Below are 18,522 nucleotides of genomic sequence, written 5' to 3'. Positions count from 1 at the left end.
AAACCGGTTCCCACCTGTGAGCGCTGGTTTTATAGAGACGCATCTACATAAAGGTGTTTTTGATGACTGGGCTGACCCTCAGCAGTGCCGATCTCGATCCTCGCCGTCGGCGCATCCTTTTCCGTTGCTGGCATCGCGGTATCCGCGAGATGGATCTGGTCTTCGGCCAGTTTGCCGATAATGAGCTGCCGGGGCTCTCTGAAACTGAACTGGATGAGCTCGAGCGCATTATGGCCGAAGAGGACAATGATCTCCTCAAGTGGATTCTGGGCAGCCAGCCGACGCCGCAGCATCTGCAGACGCCGCTCTTTGAGCGACTGGCATCCTACAAGCCCGATTTCGAAGAAATCGCCGAAAGGTTCGGATTAACGAAATGATCCCCGGTTTCGACGCGAAGAAGCTGCTTGCCGCAAGCGAGCCGATGACGATCGGTCATGTGCCGGCCGGCCTGGAGCCGTTTCTGATTGCTGAAATGGCAAAGGCCGGTGAGCCGATCGCCTATGTCATGTCCGACGGCCAGCATATGGCCGATGTCGAACAGATGCTCGGTTTCATCGCGCCTGAAATTCCGGTGCTTACCCTGCCGGCCTGGGATTGCCTTCCCTATGACCGCGTTTCTCCAAGCTCCGACACCTCGGCCCGGCGCCTGGCGGCTTTGTCCGGCCTGATCGCGCATCATCGCAAGCCGCATGCGGCTATCGTATTGGTGACCGTCAACGCCATGCTACAGAAGGTCGCCCCTCAGGATATCATTGAAAGCCTGGCGTTCTCAGCCCGACCGGGCAACCAGGTGCGGATGGACGACATCGCGACCCGCCTGGAGCGCAACGGCTTCGATCGTGTCGCAACCGTACGTGAGGTCGGTGAATATGCGGTGCGCGGCGGCATTCTCGACGTCTTCGTTCCCGGCACGGAGGAGCCGGTGCGCCTGGATTTCTTCGGGGATACGCTGGAAAGCATCCGCAGCTTCGATCCGGCAAGCCAGCGCACGACAGGGCAAGTGCGCTCGCTCGATCTCAATCCGATGAGCGAAGTGACGCTGACGCCGGATACGATCAGCCGCTTTCGCAAAAACTATCTCTCCGCCTTCGGCGCCGCCACGCGCGATGACGCACTCTATCTCGCCGTGTCGGAAGGCCGTCGCTATGCCGGCATGGAACATTGGCTGCCGCTCTTCTACGAGAAACTGGAGACCGTCTTCGATTACCTTAAAGGCTTTCGCTTGGTCACGGATCACACCGTGCGCGAAGCGGCCGAAGAGCGCTCCAAGCTCGTCTTCGACTATTACGACGCCCGCCTCCAATCCGGCCAGCCCGCCAAGGGACAGATGGCGCAGGGCACACCCTATAAGCCCGTAACGCCCGGCCAGCTCTATCTCGACGGCAAGGCCTTCGGCAATGCGCTCGATGCGTTCGGCGCCATCCGCGTTTCGCCCTTCAACGAACACGAGGGCGAGGCGCGTCGCGTTATCGAGCTTGATGCCCGGCAGGGACCACGCTGGGCGCGTTCCGCGACCGAGAGTACCGACAGCGAGCGAGTCAACGTCTTCGACGCCGTCGTCAAGCATATCGCCGACAAGCGGGCGGCAGGCGGCAAGGTGCTGATTTCGGCCTGGACTGAAGGCTCACTCGATCGCCTGCTGCAGGTGCTCTCCGAACATGGGCTGGCGCGCGTCAAGACGATCGAGGCATTCAAGGATCTCAGCGGCCTGGCGAAGGGCGAGGCGGCGGCGGCCGTGCTCAGCCTCGAGGCCGGCTTCGAGGCCGGCGATCTCATTGTCATCGGCGAGCAGGATATTCTCGGCGACCGTATGGTGCGCCGATCTAAGCGCCGCAAGCGCGCGGCCGATTTCATCTCGGAAGTGGCCGGCCTGGATGAAGGCTCGATCGTCGTCCATGCCGAGCATGGCATCGGCCGCTTTGTCGGGTTGAGGACCATCGAGGCTGCCGGCGCACCGCATGCCTGTCTTGAGCTACAATATGCCGATGATGCCAAACTCTTCCTGCCGGTCGAGAACATCGATCTGCTGTCGCGCTTTGGCGGCGAGGGCACCGAGGCACAGCTCGACAAGCTCGGCGGCGGCGCTTGGCAGATGCGGAAGGCGAAGCTTAAGAAGCGCCTTCTGGATATCGCTGGTGACTTGATCCGCGTTGCGGCCGAGCGCCTGACGCGCCATGCGCCGGTGCTGACCTCTGCCGAAGGGCTCTACGACGAATTCGCCGCACGCTTCCCCTATGATGAGACCGACGATCAGATGAACGCCATCGAGGCGGTGCGCGAGGATCTTGGCGCCGGCCGGCCGATGGATCGCCTCGTCTGCGGCGACGTCGGCTTCGGCAAGACGGAGGTAGCGCTTCGTGCAGCTTTCGTCGCCGCCATGAATGGTGTGCAGGTCGCCGTCGTGGTGCCGACGACCCTGCTTGCCCGGCAGCATTTCAAGACCTTTTCCGAGCGTTTCCGCGGCCTGCCGATCCGGGTACAACAGGCATCCCGGCTGGTTGGCGCCAAGGATTTGGCGCTCACCAAGAAGGAGGTGGCGGAAGGCAAGACGGATATCGTCGTCGGCACGCATGCGCTGCTCGGCGCCGGCATCCACTTCGCCAATCTCGGCCTGCTCATTATCGATGAAGAGCAGCATTTCGGCGTGAAGCACAAGGAGCGCCTGAAGGAACTGAAGAGCGACGTGCATGTGCTGACACTTTCGGCGACGCCGATCCCGCGCACGCTGCAGCTGGCGATGACGGGTGTGCGCGAACTGTCGCTCATCACCACGCCGCCGGTCGACCGCATGGCGGTGCGCACCTTCATTTCACCCTTCGATTCCCTCGTGATCCGCGAAACGTTGATGCGCGAGCATTATCGCGGCGGCCAGAGCTTCTATGTCTGTCCGCGTCTCGCCGATCTCGCCGATATCCACGCCTTCCTGCAATCCGATGTGCCGGAGTTGAAGGTAGCGGTCGCGCATGGCCAAATGCCGGCCGGCGAGCTGGAAGACATCATGAACGCCTTCTACGAAGGCCGGTATGACGTGCTGCTCTCAACGACCATCGTCGAATCCGGCCTCGACGTGCCGACGGCCAATACGCTGATCGTCCACCGCGCCGATATGTTCGGTCTTGCGCAACTCTATCAGCTACGCGGCCGTGTCGGTCGCTCCAAGGTCCGCGCCTTTGCGCTCTTCACGCTGCCGGTCAACAAGGTGCTGACCACAACGGCGGAGCGCCGGCTCAAGGTGCTGCAGTCTCTGGACACACTCGGCGCCGGCTTCCAGCTTGCGAGCCACGATCTCGATATCCGCGGCGCCGGCAATCTGCTTGGCGAGGAACAGTCGGGTCATATCAAGGAAGTCGGCTTCGAGCTTTACCAGCAGATGCTCGAGGAGGCCGTTGCCGAGGTCAAGGGCGTCGACGAAATCCAGGATACCGGCTGGTCGCCGCAGATCTCCGTCGGTACACCTGTTATGATTCCCGATGATTACGTGCCCGACCTGCATCTGCGCATGGCGCTCTATCGCCGCCTCGGCGAGATCACCGAACTGAAGGAGATTGACAGTTTCGGAGCGGAAATGATCGATCGTTTCGGCCCGCTGCCGATCGAGGTGCAGCATCTCCTCAAGATCGTCTATATCAAGTCGCTTTGCCGCATCGCCAATGTCGAGAAGCTGGATGCCGGCCCGAAGGGCGTCGTCGTGCAGTTCCGCAACAAGGAATTCCCGAACCCCGCCAACCTTGTCGGCTATATCGCCAAACAGGGCACGATGGCCAAGATCCGCCCGGATCAGAGCGTCTTCCTCACACGCGACCTGCCGACGCCGGAGAAGCGACTGCAGGGCGCGGCTGTGGTAATGACACAGCTGGCGGAGTTGGCGAAGTAGGGACTCCGGCACTTCATTTTGGGGTCGGTGGCGGGACCGGTCTCGGCCTTTGATAACGATAGACTGCGGTCAGGCTTCTTGAGGCCGGTGTTCTTCATCCTTGTTCGGAATGCGCGCAATGACCTTGATTTCGAAATCGAAGCCCGCAAGCCAGGTGACGCCGACCGCCGTCCAGTTCGGATAGGGCTTTTCGGAGAAGATCCGATTCTTGACGGTCATGATCGCGCCGAACTGCCGCTCCGGGTCTGTATGGAACGTCGTGACATCGATGATATCGTCGAAGGTGCAGCCTGCGGCTTCCAGGGTTGCCTGCAGATTGTCGAAGGCAAGCTGGACTTGCTTTTCGAAATCTGGCTCAGGACTTCCATCTGCACGGCTGCCGACCTGACCGGAGACGAACAGCAGATCGCCGGAATGGATCGCGGCGGAATAGCCGTGCTCCTCGTAAAGGGCATGTCTGTTCTTCGGGAAAATTGCATTCCTGGTCTTCATTATATTCGCCTCTCATTCGTGTCGACGTGAAAAGATCGGAGGGCCCAAGCTTGCGCGGCCATTCCAAAGCGCCGTCTTATTTGATATACGACGTGTATGCGAGATATTCATATGCGTAGCGTATGTCAATATTTCAAATACGAAACGTATGTGAAATTTGAGAGCGATATGGCAAAGCGCCTGGAAACGATGGAAGAAAACCGCAACAAGCTGATTGCCGCTGCCAGAAAAGCCTTCGCGGAGAAAGGATTTGCGGCGGCTTCAATGGATGAATTGACGGCGGATGTCGGCCTGACGAGAGGTGCCCTCTATCACAATTTCGGTGACAAGCGTGGATTGCTCGCAGCCGTCGTTGATCAGATCGACAATGAGCTGGCGTTGCGGGCGAAGGAGATCGGCGCGCAGGCGGAGGGTGACTGGCAGGGTCTGCTTGCCGAGGGGGAGGCCTATATCAAAATGGCGCTCGATCCCGAAGTGCAGCGCATCGTCTTGCTTGACGGCCCGGCCGTTCTGGGTGACCCCTCGAAATGGCCCAGCCAGAACAGCTGTCTCGCCGGCACGCGGCAGACGGTGGCAAAGCTTCTGGAGCAAGAGGTGGTCAAGCCGGTCGATCCCGAGGCCGCCGCCCGGCTCATTTCCGGCGCAGCGCTGAATGCTGCCCTCTGGGTTGCTGCCAGCGATAATCCAACGGAAGTGCTGCCCAAGGCGATAGAAGCCTTCCGGGCGATGGCTTCGGGATTGCTGGCAAAGACCTGATGCCGATTATGGCTCAGCTGCTTCCGCGAATCGAAGATCGCGGAAGCTCTTGCAGCTATGATCGAAAAAGCGGAATCCCGCTTAGTTCATCCCGGCCCGTGCCTCCGCCTTCATCTTGGCGATATCTCGCAGCGCGCCGGCAAGCACATCCGGCGTCTGGGCGCCGCTAACGGCATATTGCTGGTCGAAGATGAAGAAGGGCACGCCGTTGACGCCGATCTTCTGGGCGGCGTCGATTTCGCCGATGATGAGATCGCGATCCGCATCGGAAGCCAGCAGGGTGGCGATGACGGACCGGTCGAGCCCGGCTTCTTCGGCAACGTCGAGCAGCACGGCGTGATCGCCGACATTGCGGCCCTCTTCGAAATTGGCCTTGAAGAGGGCATCCACCACTTTATCCTGCTTTTCGCGGCTTTCGGTGACGGACCAATGGATGAGGCGATGGGCGTCGAGCGTGTTCGGACCGATCTTGATAGCGTCGAAATCGAATTTGATGCCCACCTCGCGGCCGAGCTCAGTCAGCATCTTATGTCCCTGCGCCACGCGTTCCGCGCCGCCGAGCTTCTGCTCGAGCGCTTTCTTCTGGTCGACGCCTTCTGGCGGATAGTCGGGGTTCAGACGATAAGGTCGCCAGTTGAGGTCGACACCCACTTCATCCTGCACCTCGGCAATGGCGAGCTCCAGGCGCGCCTTGCCGAGATAGCACCATGGGCAAACGACATCCGAGACGATGTCGATAGTGATGCGTTCCATGGTTCCGTCCTTTCGGTTTTTGGGCTGTCAGCTCCATCTAGGCCTTTGTACCGATGGGTTCAACCGGTTACCGAAAGGGAACCATTGCGACGCTATTGCGCCGAGGCGTCCCACCAAGCAGGTAAATAGTAGCCATAGAGCGGCAAAGCCGCGGGGTGATCGATGTGGCTGCGCCGCGCAGCCCATTGCTGGTCGACATGATAGAGCGGCACAAGATAATAGCCGGAGATCAGCATCCGATCGAACGAACGCACGGCGTCGCGGAAATCCTCGGCCGAGTGTGCCGTCAGGAAATGCGATATCAACATATCCACGTCGGGATCTTCGACGAGGGCAAAGTTGAAGCTGCCCGGCATTTTCGCAGCGGCGGATCCCCATCGGGCCACCTGTTCGATTCCCGGCGACAACGACGAGGGGTAGGATTTGATGATCATGTCGTAGTCGTAGTTGATCGTCCGGAGCTGATACTGTGAATCATCGACCGTACGAATCGTCACCGCGATACCAAGCAGTTCCAGAGACCGGCGGTAGGGGATCGCGATGCGCTCCTGGTCTGCATTCTGCGTCAATATCTCGAAGCTGAGCTGGCGGCCGTTCTTATCGACCATCTTCTCGCCATGGATCGCGTAGCCACCCTCCTTGAGCAAAGCTACCGCCTTACGCAGGATCTTGCGGTCACGCCCGGAACCGTCGCTGACGGGCAGCCTATAGGTACCATCGAGCACGTCCGGATCGATGCGGTCCTTGATCGGACCCAGCATCGCGAGTTCGCGCGCATTCGCAGGAACACCGAAGGACGAAAGATCAGAATTCTGCCAATAGCTCTGCGTGCGCTGGTAGGCGCCTGAGTAGAGATTGCGGTTCATCCATTCGAAATCGAAGGCAAGCGTCAGTCCCTTGCGCACATTCTTGTCGGCAAACATCGGCCGCCGCGTGTTGAAGACGAAACCGAGCATGCCGCTTGGCGTTTTCGGCCTAAAGGTCTCCTTGACGATGGCGCCGGAGGTTACTGCCGGGAAGTTGTAAGCCTGCTGCCAATGGCTGGGGCTGCCGTCCGGATAGATATCGACATCGCCTTTCTTGAAGGCTTCGAACAGGGTGGTGTCCTGCAGGAAATAATTGACGGCGATCTCATCATAATTGTCGATGCCGATTTTTGACGGGAGGTTCTTGCCCCAATAGTCGTTACGGCGCTCGAAGACGATGCGCTGGCCGGGATCGATACTCTTGATCCTGTAGGAGCCGGAACCGACGGGAATACGAAGCGAAGTCTGGTCGAAACCATCGGGGTCGACGGCGTGCCTCGGCAGAATCGGCAGCGACGAGGCGATAATCAGCGGCGTTTCGCGATTGGCCTTTTCGTTGAAGCGGATCAGCACGCTGTGCTCACCGACCTTCTCCATGCTGGCGATGGTCTGAAGCCACGATGAAAACGGAACGCGGCCTTTGTCGCGAAGAAGCTGGAACGTGAAGATCACGTCTTCCGGCGTTACAGGTTGCCCGTCCGACCATTTGGCATCGGGATTGAGGTTGAATCTGATGAAACTCCTGCTTTCGTCCCATTCTACCGTCTGTGCCAGCAAGCCATAAAGGGTGAAAGGCTCGTCGCGCGAGCGCACCATCAGCGATTCGTAAACGAGATTGCCATATTCCGGGTCCCACATGCCGCGCGCCGTCGTGCGCATGCTTTTCAGAATGAAGGGATTGAGATTGTCGAAAGTGCCGACGACGCCGTAGCTGATGCGGCCGCCTTTTTTGACATCCGGATTGACGTAAGGGAAATGCTTGAAGTCCGCCGGCAACGCCGGATCTCCATGCATGGCGATGCCGTAAAGCGGCTCAGCCGCCGCGGCATTGCACAAGGTTGCGAAGAACAGGAGGGCAGCGATCCGGAGCGCTTGCATGGCATCCTTTCCGGTAAGGGTACGATTCGGCCGAACATTATCATGAGCGTGCCGAATTCAACACGCGACTGCGGAAATCTTAGGACTGAACAGAAAAGACCAAAGAAAAGCTGGATATCCGTGCCAGCGCGATGTAACAGGGGTGCCGGGTTTCTCGGGTCATGTATTTGCCTTATTCATTCGACAGGTGGACGACGGTTTGACCCGAATTGCATGGGACGGCGCGCTGTCGTCCCACAGCGGATTTCAGGAGGCGGTTTCGCTATGATGTTCAAGACTGACAACAAAATGCGGGCAGGTCTTTCTGCTCTGGCTCTCATGATCGGCGCGGCCATGCCGGCTGCCGCTTTCGCGCAGGATGCGTCCAACGCAGCGCCAGCTGATGGCGGTGGTGATCCCAATCAGCCGCGTCTCGGCTGGTACAAGACCTGCACCAAGCAGGACGATGCCGACATCTGCATCGTGCAGAACCTAATCATGGCAAACAATGGCCAGCTCGTCACGGCTGTCGGCCTCATCTCCGTGGACGGCAAGGTAAACCGCAAGATCCTGCAGATCTCCGTTCCGACGGCACGCCTCATTCCGCCCGGCATCACCATGCAGGTCGATGGCGGCAAGGGTCAGAAGCTTGATTACGCCGTCTGCCTTCCGGACAAGTGCACCGCGGAAGTTCCGGTAACGGACGCGATGATCGCTTCGCTGAAGAAGGGTACAGACGTCACCTTCACCTCGGTGAACTTCCGCCGCGCTCCGAATCCGATCAAGATTTCCCTGACCGGCTTCGGCGCTGCCTATGACGGCCCGGCGATCTCCGATAGCAAGCTTGCCGAAAGCCAGAAGAGCCTGCAGGACAGCATGCAGAAGAAGGCCGAAGAAGCACGCAAGAAGCTGGAAGACGCGCAGAAAGCTGCCAAGCAGCAGTAATCGTGCAAAGTTCCATACCGTTGAAGAAAAGCCCGGAGTAATCCGGGCTTTTCTTTACGGCAATGACAGCACGCTATGCGCGGAAACAAAATAAAAAGGGAAGACGTTGGGAGCGCCTTCCCTTTGGAATAGGATATATTTTCAGCCGCTTAGTGGGCAAAGCTCATCTTGGGCTTGAGCTGTCCCGTCGGAGCTTGATCGAAGATCTGAGCGATCTGCGGATTGCGTAAGGGAACGCCGCTCTCATCGTTGATGAGGTTCTGTTCCGACACGTAAGCGACATATTCCGTCTCGTCGTTTTCTGCGAGAAGGTGATAGAAGGGCTGGTCTTTATCGGGCCGCACCTCGGCCGGAATGGAATTCCACCACTCCTCTGTATTTGCGAATTCCGGATCGACATCGAAGATGACACCGCGGAAGGGGAACATCCGGTGTCGAACCACGTCGCCAATATTGAATTTTGCGTTGCGTTGTTTCATGGCACGACTTCCTTTCAGGTAATCATGTGGTGACTTTCACCACTGATATCAAGGATTTTGCCCTGATTCCTTCATCGGACTGTCACACTCGGCTCGGTTCTGCTCCGAACAACAGCTCAATGTGAAGACGATATTTGGAGGACGCCCGCCACCGGCGTCCTTATAATGAGGAAAGCCCCGGCAAGGCCGGGGCTTTCGCAACCTATATCAGACCGAATAGTACATGTCGTATTCGACCGGATGCGGGGTCATTTCGAAGCGCATGACTTCCTGCATCTTCAGTTCGATGAAGGCATCGATCTGATCGTCGTCGAAAACGCCGCCGGCGGTCAGGAACTTGCGGTCCTTGTCGAGGCTTTCCAGTGCTTCGCGCAGCGAGCCGCAGACCGTCGGGATTTTCTTCAGTTCCTTCGGCGGCAGGTCGTAGAGATCCTTGTCCATGGCCTTGCCGGGATGGATCTTGTTCTTGATGCCGTCGAGACCGGCCATCAGCATGGCGGCGAAACCGAGATAGGGGTTGGCGGTCGGGTCAGGGAAGCGGACTTCGACGCGCTTTGCCTTCGGGTTCGAGCCGAACGGGATACGGCAGGAAGCGGAACGGTTGCGAGCCGAATAGGCGAGCAGAACCGGAGCTTCGTAGCCTGGAACGAGACGCTTGTAGGAGTTCGTCGACGGGTTGGTGAAAGCATTGATCGCCTTGGCATGCTTGATGATGCCGCCGATGTAATAGAGGCAGGTTTCGGAGAGGCCCGCATATTCGTCGCCGGCAAACGTCGGCTTGCCGCCCTTCCAGATCGACTGGTGAACGTGCATGCCCGAGCCGTTGTCGCCGAAAATCGGCTTCGGCATGAATGTCGCCGTCTTGCCGTAGGCATTGGCGACCTGATGCACCACGTATTTATAGATCTGCATGCCGTCGGCGCTGCGGACCAGCGTCTCGAACTTGATGCCGAGTTCGTGCTGGGCGGCTGCGACTTCGTGATGATGCTTTTCGACGACAACGCCCATTTCGGCGAGAACCGTCAGCATCTCCGAGCGCATGTCTTGGGCGCTGTCGACCGGAGGAACCGGGAAGTAGCCGCCCTTGACGCGCGGACGGTGGCCGAGGTTGCCGGTCTCATAATCGGTGTCGTCGTTGGACGGCAGTTCGCTGGAATCGAGCTTGAAACCGGTATTGTAGGGGTCGGCCTTGTACTTGACGTCGTCGAAGACGAAGAATTCGGCTTCCGGGCCAAAGAAGGCGGTGTCGCCGATACCCGAGGCCTTGAGATAGGCTTCAGCTTTCTTGGCGGTGCCGCGCGGATCGCGGTTATAGGATTCGCCGGAGATCGGGTCGAGGATGTCGCAAAGGATGACCATCGTGGACTGCGCGAAGAACGGATCCATGTGGACCGTATCCGGATCGGGCATCAGCACCATGTCGGATTCGTTGATGGCCTTCCAGCCCGCAATCGAGGAGCCGTCGAACATGACGCCATCGGCGAACATATCTTCGTCGACACAGACCACATCCATGGTGAGATGCTGCAGCTTGCCCTTCGGATCGGTGAAGCGAAGGTCGACGAACTTGACGTCGTTGTCCTTGATTTGCTTCAAAATTTCGCTTGCAGTCGTCATGAAATTACTTCCCTTGACATAGATGACGATTGAACGAGCCGCGGCCGGAAGGGCCGGGCGGATTAGATGGCGTCGATGCCCGTCTCGCCGGTACGAATTCGGATGACTTCTTCCACGTTGGAAACGAAAATCTTTCCGTCGCCGATGCGCCCTGTTTGCGCGGCTTTACGGATGGCCTCGATCACAGCCTCCGCATTTTCGTCCGCCAATACAACTTCGACCTTCACCTTCGGCAGGAAGTCGACGACGTATTCGGCGCCACGGTAAAGCTCCGTGTGACCCTTCTGACGACCGAAGCCCTTCGCTTCCGTGACGGTGATGCCCTGCAGGCCGACTTCCTGAAGGGCTTCCTTCACTTCGTCGAGCTTGAAGGGCTTAATGATCGCTTCGATCTTTTTCATGAGAAAATGTCTCTCCGCTTTTCCTGTTACAGCAGGCCTATTTCCCGCTCGGCCAACGTAATGCACTTATCATGCCAGTTGAAAACAAGCTGCCGTAAAAATTCCCGGCGAATTCGCGCCGAGACGATGAATTGATGAGGATTTTTCGGAAAAATGGAAGCGATTTCGCGCTGAAATGCGTTGAATAACCAAAATTTCGCAAAAAAGTGCTGTGCGTGTCATGTTTGTGCTTCGGCAAGGCCTTGAATGTTAATGTATAATTATTGTGCAAATGCATGTTTATAAATCAAATTGGGTATCCGAAAAGCGGTTGTTTTTAAGGCAGATTTCGCATCTATAATGTTTCCATGACGTTGCCGCTTGCAGACTTGCTTCTCACCCCAGATGATATGGCCGCTGTCGATCGCGCTGCTGCTGCCTCGGGCATTGATTCTTATGGACTCATGGAAAAGGCGGGACAGGCTGTCGCCGCCGCTGCACTTCGGCATTTTTCCGGAGCGCTCCGTTACGTCGTTCTTTGCGGGCCTGGCAATAATGGCGGGGACGGCTACGTCGCGGCACGTGCGTTGCAACAGGCCGGAGCCGACGTTGAGTTCTTTCATTTGGGCAATCCGCAACAGCTCAAGGGAGATGCCGCCCGCGCTTTCGCCGCGTGCTCTATTGATGGTGCAGCGATGGGTGGTTACGCCCCGAAGGCCGGAGATGTAGTGATCGATGCAATCTTTGGCGCGGGACTCTCCCGTCCCGTTCCGGATGAGGTGGCGGCCACTATCGCAAGGGTCAACGAGGCTGGCATTCCGGTGATTGCCGTCGACCTACCTTCGGGCCTCGATGGGCGCAGTGGCCGGGTTCTCGGCGCTGCCTTCCACGCCGTGCGAACAGTGACCTTCATGACGCGCAAGCCGGGGCATCTTCTCCTTCCCGGTCGTGACCTTTGCGGGGAGCTTGAGGTTTTCGACATTGGCATTCCCGGCCGTGTCGTCCGTGCTAACGCCGATGGCCTGGTTGCAGAGAATAGGCCGGCGCAGTGGCAGGCGAAAATACCGTCAGCTGGCGCTGATGTGCACAAATATAAGCGCGGTCATCTCGTCGTCTTTTCAGGCGGTCCGAATGCCACCGGGGCAGCGCGCATGTCGGCTATGGCGGGGCTGAGAGCCGGGGCAGGGCTCGTCACTATTGCCTCACCCTCGGAGGCGCTGGGGGTCAATGCGGGGCTGCTGACCGCAATCATGCTGCATGCCGTCGATGACGAAGCCGCGTTACGGAAATGGCTCACGGACCAGCGTCTTTCGACCTTCATTCTCGGGCCGGGCTTTGGCGTCGGCGAGAAGGCGCGGCAATTCTGTCTCGCGCTCGCCGATCGCCATTTGGTGCTGGATGCGGATGGCATCACTTCGTTTCGCGACGAGCCTCAAATGCTCTTCGATGCCTTTGCCGAAGGACCGACGCGGTTGGTGCTGACGCCGCATGAAGGGGAATTCGCGAGACTCTTTCCCGATATTGCCGCCAATGAGAAACTGAGCAAGATCGACAAGGCGAGAGCGGCAGCAAAGAAAGCCCATGCCGCCATCATCTACAAGGGCGCCGACAGCGTGATCGCCGCCCCCGATGGCAGGGCCTTGATCAACGCCAACGCGCCGCCCTGGCTGGCGACCGCTGGTTCTGGCGATGTGCTCGCCGGCATTGTCGGCGGTCTTATGGCGCAGGGGGTTCCGGCCTTCGAAGCTGCAGCGGCCGGCGTCTGGCTGCATGGTCTGGCGGGCCAGCATGCCGGCAAGGGGCTGACGGCTGAAGATCTCGTAGCGGCCGTCAAGCCGCTGTAAGGCTACTTTGCAACTTCTTCCTGCAATGCAATCGCGCCTTGGGGTGCGTTCACCTTGCCTTCGTGAATCATGAAGGCAAAGACGTCGCGCGGCTCGGTTTTGACCTTGCGCTTCCCATCGATCAGCGGCAGGTCATCCGGCACCTTGCCTTCCGCCCATGTTTTCAGGTGGCCCGCCCAGGCTTGCAGATCCTTCGGTGGATAGCAGGTCTTGATATCATCAGACCCTTTCTGCAGCCGGGCATAAACGAAATCGGCCGTCACATCCGCGATCATCGGATATTCGAAATGCTCTGCGCAGACGGGTGCCACATTATATTTTTCGAGTAGCGCAATGAATTCCGGCACCTTGAAGGAATCGTGACGAACTTCGACGACATGTCTCAGCGCAAGACCATCCTGCTTGTCTGGCAGCAGTTTGAGGAAAGCCTCGAAATCATCAGGATCGAACTTCTTCGTCGGCGCAAACTGCCAAAGCAGCGGGCCGAGATGATTACCGAGTTCGCTGATACCTGACTCCAGAAACTTCTGCATTGATTCACCGGCTTCGGAGAGGACACGGCGATTTGTGACGAAGCGAGTTGCTTTCAAGGAGAAGATGAACCCGTCAGGCACGTCAGCCGCCCATTTGGCGAAGACCTCAGGCTTCTGCGTACTGTAATAGGTGCCGTTGACCTCGATCACTTTCAGCTGGCGGCTGGCGTAGTGCAGCTCATCCTTCTGCTTCAGCGTTTCGGGATAAAAGGTCCCGCGCCACGGCTCGAAGGTCCATCCGCCGATACCTGTGCGGATTTCGCCCGCTTTGCTCATTCTCTCCTCCTTGGCCATTCGGCCGGGTCAATCTCACTCCGCCGCCGCAACCTTCTTCACCGGACGCCGCTCCAGCAACTCCTTCAGGAATTGCCCCGTATAGGAGCGCTTCTCCTTGACGATCGTCTCCGGCGTTCCCACGGCAACAATTTCGCCGCCGCCATCACCGCCTTCGGGACCGAAATCGAGGATCCAGTCGGCAGTTTTGATGACTTCGAGATTGTGCTCGATGACCACGACCGAATTGCCCTGATTGACCAGTTCGTGCAGCATTTCCAGAAGCTTGGCGACGTCGTGGAAGTGCAGGCCGGTTGTGGGTTCGTCGAGAATATAGAGCGTGCGGCCCGTCGATCGCTTCGACAGTTCCTTAGCTAGCTTGACGCGTTGCGCCTCGCCACCCGAAAGCGTATTGGCCTGTTGTCCCACCTTTATATATCCGAGCCCGACATCCTTCAGGCTCTGCAACTTGTCGCGCACAGCGGGAACGGCCGCAAAGAAATCGACGCCTTCCTCGACCGTCATGTCGAGCACGTCGGCGATCGACTTGGCCTTGAAAGTGACATCAAGCGTCTCGCGATTGTAGCGCTTGCCGTGGCAGACATCGCAGGTGACGTAGACGTCGGGCAGGAAGTGCATTTCGATCTTGATGACGCCGTCGCCCTGGCAGGCCTCGCAGCGGCCGCCCTTGACGTTGAAGGAGAAGCGGCCCGGCTGATAGCCGCGTGCCTTGGCTTCCGGCAGACCGGCAAACCAGTCGCGGATCGGTGTGAAGGCCCCGGTATAGGTCGCCGGGTTCGAGCGCGGCGTGCGGCCGATCGGTGACTGGTCGATGTCGATCACCTTGTCGATATGTTCGAAACCGTCGATGCGGTCATGATCGGCAGGGATTTCGCGGGCACCCATGACGCGGCGTGCCGCCGACTTGTAAAGCGTCTCGATCAGGAAGGTGGACTTGCCGCCGCCGGACACACCGGTAACCGCCGTGAAGACGCCGAGCGGAATAGACGCCGTGACATTCTTGAGGTTGTTCCCTCTCGCGCCGACGACCTTGATTTCCTTGCCCTTCTTGGGCTTGCGGCGCTCATCCGGAACCGGCACACCGAGTTCGCCGGAAAGATATTTACCGGTCAGTGACTTCGGGTTCGCCATGATATCCTGCGGCGTGCCGTGTGCCACCACCTGGCCACCATGAACGCCTGCAGCCGGCCCAATATCGACGACATCGTCGGCTGTCAGGATGGCGTCCTCATCGTGCTCGACGACGATGACGGTGTTGCCGATATCTCGCAGATGCTTCAGCGTTTCCAACAGGCGGGCATTGTCGCGCTGATGCAGTCCGATGGAGGGCTCGTCAAGAACGTAGAGAACGCCCGTCAATCCTGAACCGATCTGCGATGCCAGCCGGATGCGCTGGCTCTCGCCGCCGGACAGCGTGCCTGAATTGCGGGACAGGCTCAGATATTCGAGGCCGACATCGTTGAGGAAGCGCAGGCGATCGCGGATTTCCTTGAGGATGCGGACCGCAATCTCGTTCTGCTTGTCGGTAAAAGTTCCCGGCAGCGCATCGAACCAGTCGCGAGCAACGCGGATCGACATCTCCGCCACCTGGCTGATGTGCAGCTTGTCGATCTTGACCGCCAGAGCCTCCGGCTTCAGGCGATAGCCGTTGCAGGCCGGGCAGGGGGCGGCCGACATGAAGCGTTCGATCTCCTCGCGTGCCCAGGCGGAATCCGTTTCCTTCCAGCGCCGTTCGAGGTTCGGCACGATGCCTTCGAAATTCTTGTGCGTGGTATAGGAGCGCGCGCCATCGGCGTAATGGAATTCGATCTTGTCTTCCGTGCCGTTCAGGATCACATCCTTGGCCTTGTCGGACAGCTCGTTCCAGCGGTTGCCGAGCTTGAAGCCGTAATGCTTGCCGAGCGCTTCCAGCGTCTGGTTGTAATAAGGCGAGGTCGACTTGGCCCAGGGAGCGATCGCGCCATCGCGCAGCGTGCGTTCCGGCTCCGGCACGATCAGTTCCGGATCGATCTTCTGCTGCGAACCCAAGCCGTCACAGGACGGGCAGGCACCGAAAGGATTGTTGAACGAGAAGAGGCGCGGTTCGATCTCCGGAATGGTGAAGCCGGAAACCGGGCAGGCGAACTTCTCCGAGAAGAGCACGCGCTCATGCGTCTCGTTCAACGACTTGTTGGCGGAACCGCCGGCAGCAGTCTCCTCCGGTGGCAAGGGCTTGTCGGCAAACTCCGCGACCGCAAGACCGTCGGCAAGGCGCAGCGATGTCTCAAAGCTATCAGCAAGACGCGCCGCCATGTCCGGACGCACGACGATGCGGTCGACCACGACATCGATGTCATGCTTGTACTTCTTATCGAGCGCGGGCACATCGGCGATCTCGTAGAACTGCCCGTCAACCTTGACGCGCTGGAAGCCCTTTTTCATGAGCTCCGCCAGTTCCTTCTTGTATTCGCCCTTACGTCCGCGCACGAGCGGCGCGAGAATATAAAGCCTCGTGCCTTCCTCATAGGCGAGCACGCGATCCACCATCTGGCTGACCGTCTGGCTCTCGATCGGCAGGCCGGTGACCGGCGAGTAGGGGACGCCCACGCGCGCAAACAGCAGGCGCATATAGTCGTAGATTTCCGTGACCGTGCCGACCGTCGAGCGTGGATTGCGCGACGTGGTCTTCTGCTCGATCGAGATCGCCGGCGAGAGGCCGTCGATCTGGTCGACATCAGGCTTCTGCATCATCTCGAGGAACTGGCGCGCATAGGCCGAAAGGCTTTCGACATAGCGGCGCTGGCCCTCGGCATAGATGGTGTCGAAGGCGAGCGACGACTTGCCGGAGCCGGAAAGGCCGGTCATGACGATCAGCTTATTGCGTGGCAGGTCGAGATCGATGCCCTTGAGATTGTGCTCGCGCGCACCACGTATCGAAATAGTCTTCAGTTCGCTCATCGTCGTCTGCAGGTCCTTTGAGGTCTGCCTTTATTTAGTGATGTCAGCCCGCGAGTCGAGGCTGAAATGAAGGGATGGAGCCGTGTTTTCGATTCCGTTGACATCATCATAGGGATAAATTAGAACAAAGAAAGAACAAAATTATCGCGGCGATTTCTTTGTGGATGAACGGAGCCGGGAAGGCCGCATAAATAGCACCTTATGCCTGCTATGGGGTAAGGTGCTCCGATTGAATTTCAAAGCCGTCGATGGGCGGCAAGCAGGGTGGTATCATGGCCGGTAGTGTGAACAAGGTAATTCTGGTTGGAAATCTCGGGGCGGACCCGGAAATCCGCCGCACGCAGGACGGCCGCCCGATCGCCAACCTCAATATTGCCACCTCGGAAACCTGGCGCGACCGCAATTCCGGCGAGCGCAAGGAAAAAACCGAATGGCACCGCGTCGTCATCTTCAATGAAGGTCTCTGCAAAGTCGCGGAACAGTATTTGAAGAAGGGCGCCAAGGTTTACATCGAAGGCGCGCTGCAAACCCGCAAATGGCAGGATCAGAATGGTCAGGACCGCTACTCGACCGAAGTCGTGCTGCAGGGCTTCAATTCGACCCTGACCATGCTCGATGGCCGGGGTGAAGGCGGCGGTTCCATCGAAGGCGGAAGTCGTGGTGGTCGCGGCGGTGGCGACTTCGGTGGTGGCTACGGCGGGGATTACGGCGGCGGTGACGATTACGGCCAGTCCTCGTCGCAGGGCTCATCTCGCGGCGGCGGTGGGAACCGTGGCGGCAGTCAGGGCAGCGGCAACTTCTCGCGTGATCTGGATGATGACATCCCGTTCTAAGATGGGCCGCCTAAGCATTTGATTTAAAGCCCGCCGCATTGGTGGGCTTTTTCATGAAAGCGTGAGCGCCGCCTTTGCTCCATCCACGACGAACTGCGCGGCAAGCGCCGCAAGGATAACTCCGAGCAGCCGGGTGAGAATAGCGCGGCCGGTGGCGCCGAGCATTCGATCAAGTCGGTCTGAAATGGCAAGGGCCGCAAAGACCAGGGCCAGATTGACGGCGATGACGCCGATCAGTTGCGCGCGGTCGAGCGTGGTTTGCAGCGATCCTGCCAAAAGGATTGTCGCCGAGATGGCGCCGGGACCGGCGATCAAGGGCAAGGCGAGGGGGAAGACCGCGATATTGCGGATGTGATCCTTGGTAATGGCGACTTCCGTCGTCTTCTCTTTCCTGTCTTGGCGCCGCTCGAACACCATCTCGAAGGCTATCCAGAAGAGCAGCAGCCCGCCGGCAATGCGGAAAGCGCCGATGGAGATGCCAAGGACGCCAAGAACGCTCGCGCCGAACAGGGCGAAGGCGGCCAGGATGAAGAAGGCGATCAGCGAGCCGCGCAGCGCCACTTGCTTGCGCTCCGAACGGTTCATGCCAGCCGTAAGTCCGATGAAAAGCGGCGCGAGCCCCGGCGGATCGACAGTGACAAGCAGAGTCGTGAAGGCATTGATCAGCGTATCCGCGCTCGCCATATAGTCCCCAAAGCTTGTTCTGCCGCTGTTATCAAGCATTGTTATGCGAGGAACGGGCTTTCGCAAAGCGTCATGCGCTGACGTCGATCAATTTCGCCATGGAAATGTTCGATTCCATGGCTTAAAGGGGCAAAACCTGTTCAAAAACACCGGCCAAAATTGGCGCTCGCCAGGCCTTTCGGCTATAAATTTCGCAGTGATTCTAAAAGAGATCGTGA

The 18,522-nt window shown here is 58.8% G+C and carries 15 protein-coding genes; 6 read left to right on the top strand and 9 right to left on the bottom strand.

All coding sequences use genetic code 11. The annotated features are described in order from the left end of the window. Positions 1-62: 62 nt before the first annotated feature. Both ACYJRZ_RS10715 and mfd read left to right on the top strand, forming a co-directional pair. Complete coding sequence (locus ACYJRZ_RS10715; RefSeq protein WP_459458824.1) at positions 63-377, top strand: FAD assembly factor SdhE; 315 nt, start codon at positions 63-65, stop codon at positions 375-377. Then, positions 374-3,874 (top strand): transcription-repair coupling factor, encoded by a 3,501-nt coding sequence (gene mfd / locus ACYJRZ_RS10710; RefSeq protein ID WP_459458822.1) that lies wholly within the window; start codon positions 374-376, stop codon positions 3,872-3,874. The genes ACYJRZ_RS10715 and mfd overlap by 4 nt, the downstream gene beginning before the upstream one ends. Positions 3,875-3,943: 69 nt before the next feature. On the opposite strand, the gene ACYJRZ_RS10705 is transcribed toward mfd, so the two are convergent. Further along, positions 3,944-4,366 (bottom strand): RidA family protein, encoded by a 423-nt coding sequence (locus tag ACYJRZ_RS10705; protein ID WP_459458820.1) that lies wholly within the window; start codon positions 4,364-4,366, stop codon positions 3,944-3,946. A 168-nt stretch (positions 4,367-4,534) separates the two neighbouring features. Here ACYJRZ_RS10705 and ACYJRZ_RS10700 point away from each other — a divergent pair, with 168 nt between their 5' ends. Next, positions 4,535-5,122, top strand: a complete 588-nt coding sequence (locus ACYJRZ_RS10700; RefSeq protein ID WP_459458818.1) for a TetR/AcrR family transcriptional regulator — start codon at positions 4,535-4,537, stop codon at positions 5,120-5,122. 81 nt (positions 5,123-5,203) lie between these two features. Here ACYJRZ_RS10700 and ACYJRZ_RS10695 read toward each other — a convergent pair whose 3' ends face one another. Both ACYJRZ_RS10695 and ACYJRZ_RS10690 read right to left on the bottom strand, forming a co-directional pair. Beyond that, on the bottom strand, positions 5,204-5,875 hold the full coding sequence (locus ACYJRZ_RS10695; protein ID WP_459458816.1) for a DsbA family oxidoreductase: 672 nt from the start codon (positions 5,873-5,875) through the stop codon (positions 5,204-5,206). A gap of 92 nt (positions 5,876-5,967) precedes the next feature. Next, positions 5,968-7,779: an extracellular solute-binding protein gene (locus ACYJRZ_RS10690; protein ID WP_459458814.1), complete on the bottom strand. Its 1,812-nt coding sequence runs from the start codon at positions 7,777-7,779 to the stop codon at positions 5,968-5,970. Positions 7,780-8,043: 264 nt separating this feature from the next. Here ACYJRZ_RS10690 and ACYJRZ_RS10685 point away from each other — a divergent pair, with 264 nt between their 5' ends. Beyond that, complete coding sequence (locus ACYJRZ_RS10685) at positions 8,044-8,703, top strand: invasion associated locus B family protein (protein ID WP_092715437.1); 660 nt, start codon at positions 8,044-8,046, stop codon at positions 8,701-8,703. A gap of 149 nt (positions 8,704-8,852) precedes the next feature. On the opposite strand, the gene hspQ is transcribed toward ACYJRZ_RS10685, so the two are convergent. From hspQ to ACYJRZ_RS10670, 3 genes are all read right to left on the bottom strand, one after another. Beyond that, on the bottom strand, positions 8,853-9,182 hold the full coding sequence (hspQ, locus tag ACYJRZ_RS10680) for a heat shock protein HspQ (RefSeq protein ID WP_459458812.1): 330 nt from the start codon (positions 9,180-9,182) through the stop codon (positions 8,853-8,855). Between the two features lie 207 nt (positions 9,183-9,389). Beyond that, positions 9,390-10,799, bottom strand: a complete 1,410-nt coding sequence (gene glnA / locus ACYJRZ_RS10675) for a type I glutamate--ammonia ligase (RefSeq protein WP_459458810.1) — start codon at positions 10,797-10,799, stop codon at positions 9,390-9,392. A 62-nt stretch (positions 10,800-10,861) separates the two neighbouring features. Beyond that, positions 10,862-11,200, bottom strand: a complete 339-nt coding sequence (locus ACYJRZ_RS10670; protein ID WP_015339877.1) for a P-II family nitrogen regulator — start codon at positions 11,198-11,200, stop codon at positions 10,862-10,864. 347 nt (positions 11,201-11,547) lie between these two features. Here ACYJRZ_RS10670 and ACYJRZ_RS10665 point away from each other — a divergent pair, with 347 nt between their 5' ends. Continuing rightward, entirely contained in the window at positions 11,548-13,023 is a 1,476-nt protein-coding gene (locus ACYJRZ_RS10665; protein WP_459458807.1) for an NAD(P)H-hydrate dehydratase, read from the top strand. Between the two features lie 2 nt (positions 13,024-13,025). Here the strand turns inward: ACYJRZ_RS10665 and ACYJRZ_RS10660 are convergent, their stop codons facing one another. Continuing rightward, positions 13,026-13,832 (bottom strand): DUF72 domain-containing protein, encoded by an 807-nt coding sequence (locus ACYJRZ_RS10660; RefSeq protein ID WP_459458805.1) that lies wholly within the window; start codon positions 13,830-13,832, stop codon positions 13,026-13,028. A gap of 33 nt (positions 13,833-13,865) precedes the next feature. Next, entirely contained in the window at positions 13,866-16,787 is a 2,922-nt protein-coding gene (uvrA, locus tag ACYJRZ_RS10655; protein ID WP_459458803.1) for an excinuclease ABC subunit UvrA, read from the bottom strand. Between the two features lie 272 nt (positions 16,788-17,059). On the opposite strand from uvrA, the gene ACYJRZ_RS10650 reads away from it, so the two are divergent. Then, positions 17,060-17,620 (top strand): single-stranded DNA-binding protein, encoded by a 561-nt coding sequence (locus ACYJRZ_RS10650; RefSeq protein ID WP_459459579.1) that lies wholly within the window; start codon positions 17,060-17,062, stop codon positions 17,618-17,620. 51 nt (positions 17,621-17,671) lie between these two features. Here ACYJRZ_RS10650 and ACYJRZ_RS10645 read toward each other — a convergent pair whose 3' ends face one another. Beyond that, complete coding sequence (locus tag ACYJRZ_RS10645; protein WP_069612164.1) at positions 17,672-18,304, bottom strand: MarC family protein; 633 nt, start codon at positions 18,302-18,304, stop codon at positions 17,672-17,674. Positions 18,305-18,522 lie beyond the last annotated feature (218 nt).

Source organism: Rhizobium sp. No.120 (assembly GCF_054558365.1).
This window is presented reverse-complemented; position numbering and strand designations above follow the sequence as displayed.

Coding starts and splice junctions, on each gene's coding strand:
- ACYJRZ_RS10670 (WP_015339877.1), bottom strand. CDS start 11,200: ATGAAAAAGATCGAAGCGATCATTAAGCCCTTCAAGCTCGACGAAGTG.
- ACYJRZ_RS10695 (WP_459458816.1), bottom strand. CDS start 5,875: ATGGAACGCATCACTATCGACATCGTCTCGGATGTCGTTTGCCCATGG.
- ACYJRZ_RS10660 (WP_459458805.1), bottom strand. CDS start 13,832: ATGAGCAAAGCGGGCGAAATCCGCACAGGTATCGGCGGATGGACCTTC.
- uvrA (WP_459458803.1), bottom strand. CDS start 16,787: ATGAGCGAACTGAAGACTATTTCGATACGTGGTGCGCGCGAGCACAAT.
- ACYJRZ_RS10700 (WP_459458818.1), top strand. CDS start 4,535: ATGGCAAAGCGCCTGGAAACGATGGAAGAAAACCGCAACAAGCTGATT.
- ACYJRZ_RS10665 (WP_459458807.1), top strand. CDS start 11,548: ATGACGTTGCCGCTTGCAGACTTGCTTCTCACCCCAGATGATATGGCC.
- ACYJRZ_RS10715 (WP_459458824.1), top strand. CDS start 63: ATGACTGGGCTGACCCTCAGCAGTGCCGATCTCGATCCTCGCCGTCGG.
- glnA (WP_459458810.1), bottom strand. CDS start 10,799: ATGACGACTGCAAGCGAAATTTTGAAGCAAATCAAGGACAACGACGTC.
- ACYJRZ_RS10685 (WP_092715437.1), top strand. CDS start 8,044: ATGATGTTCAAGACTGACAACAAAATGCGGGCAGGTCTTTCTGCTCTG.
- mfd (WP_459458822.1), top strand. CDS start 374: ATGATCCCCGGTTTCGACGCGAAGAAGCTGCTTGCCGCAAGCGAGCCG.
- ACYJRZ_RS10650 (WP_459459579.1), top strand. CDS start 17,060: ATGGCCGGTAGTGTGAACAAGGTAATTCTGGTTGGAAATCTCGGGGCG.
- ACYJRZ_RS10645 (WP_069612164.1), bottom strand. CDS start 18,304: ATGGCGAGCGCGGATACGCTGATCAATGCCTTCACGACTCTGCTTGTC.
- hspQ (WP_459458812.1), bottom strand. CDS start 9,182: ATGAAACAACGCAACGCAAAATTCAATATTGGCGACGTGGTTCGACAC.
- ACYJRZ_RS10705 (WP_459458820.1), bottom strand. CDS start 4,366: ATGAAGACCAGGAATGCAATTTTCCCGAAGAACAGACATGCCCTTTAC.
- ACYJRZ_RS10690 (WP_459458814.1), bottom strand. CDS start 7,779: ATGCAAGCGCTCCGGATCGCTGCCCTCCTGTTCTTCGCAACCTTGTGC.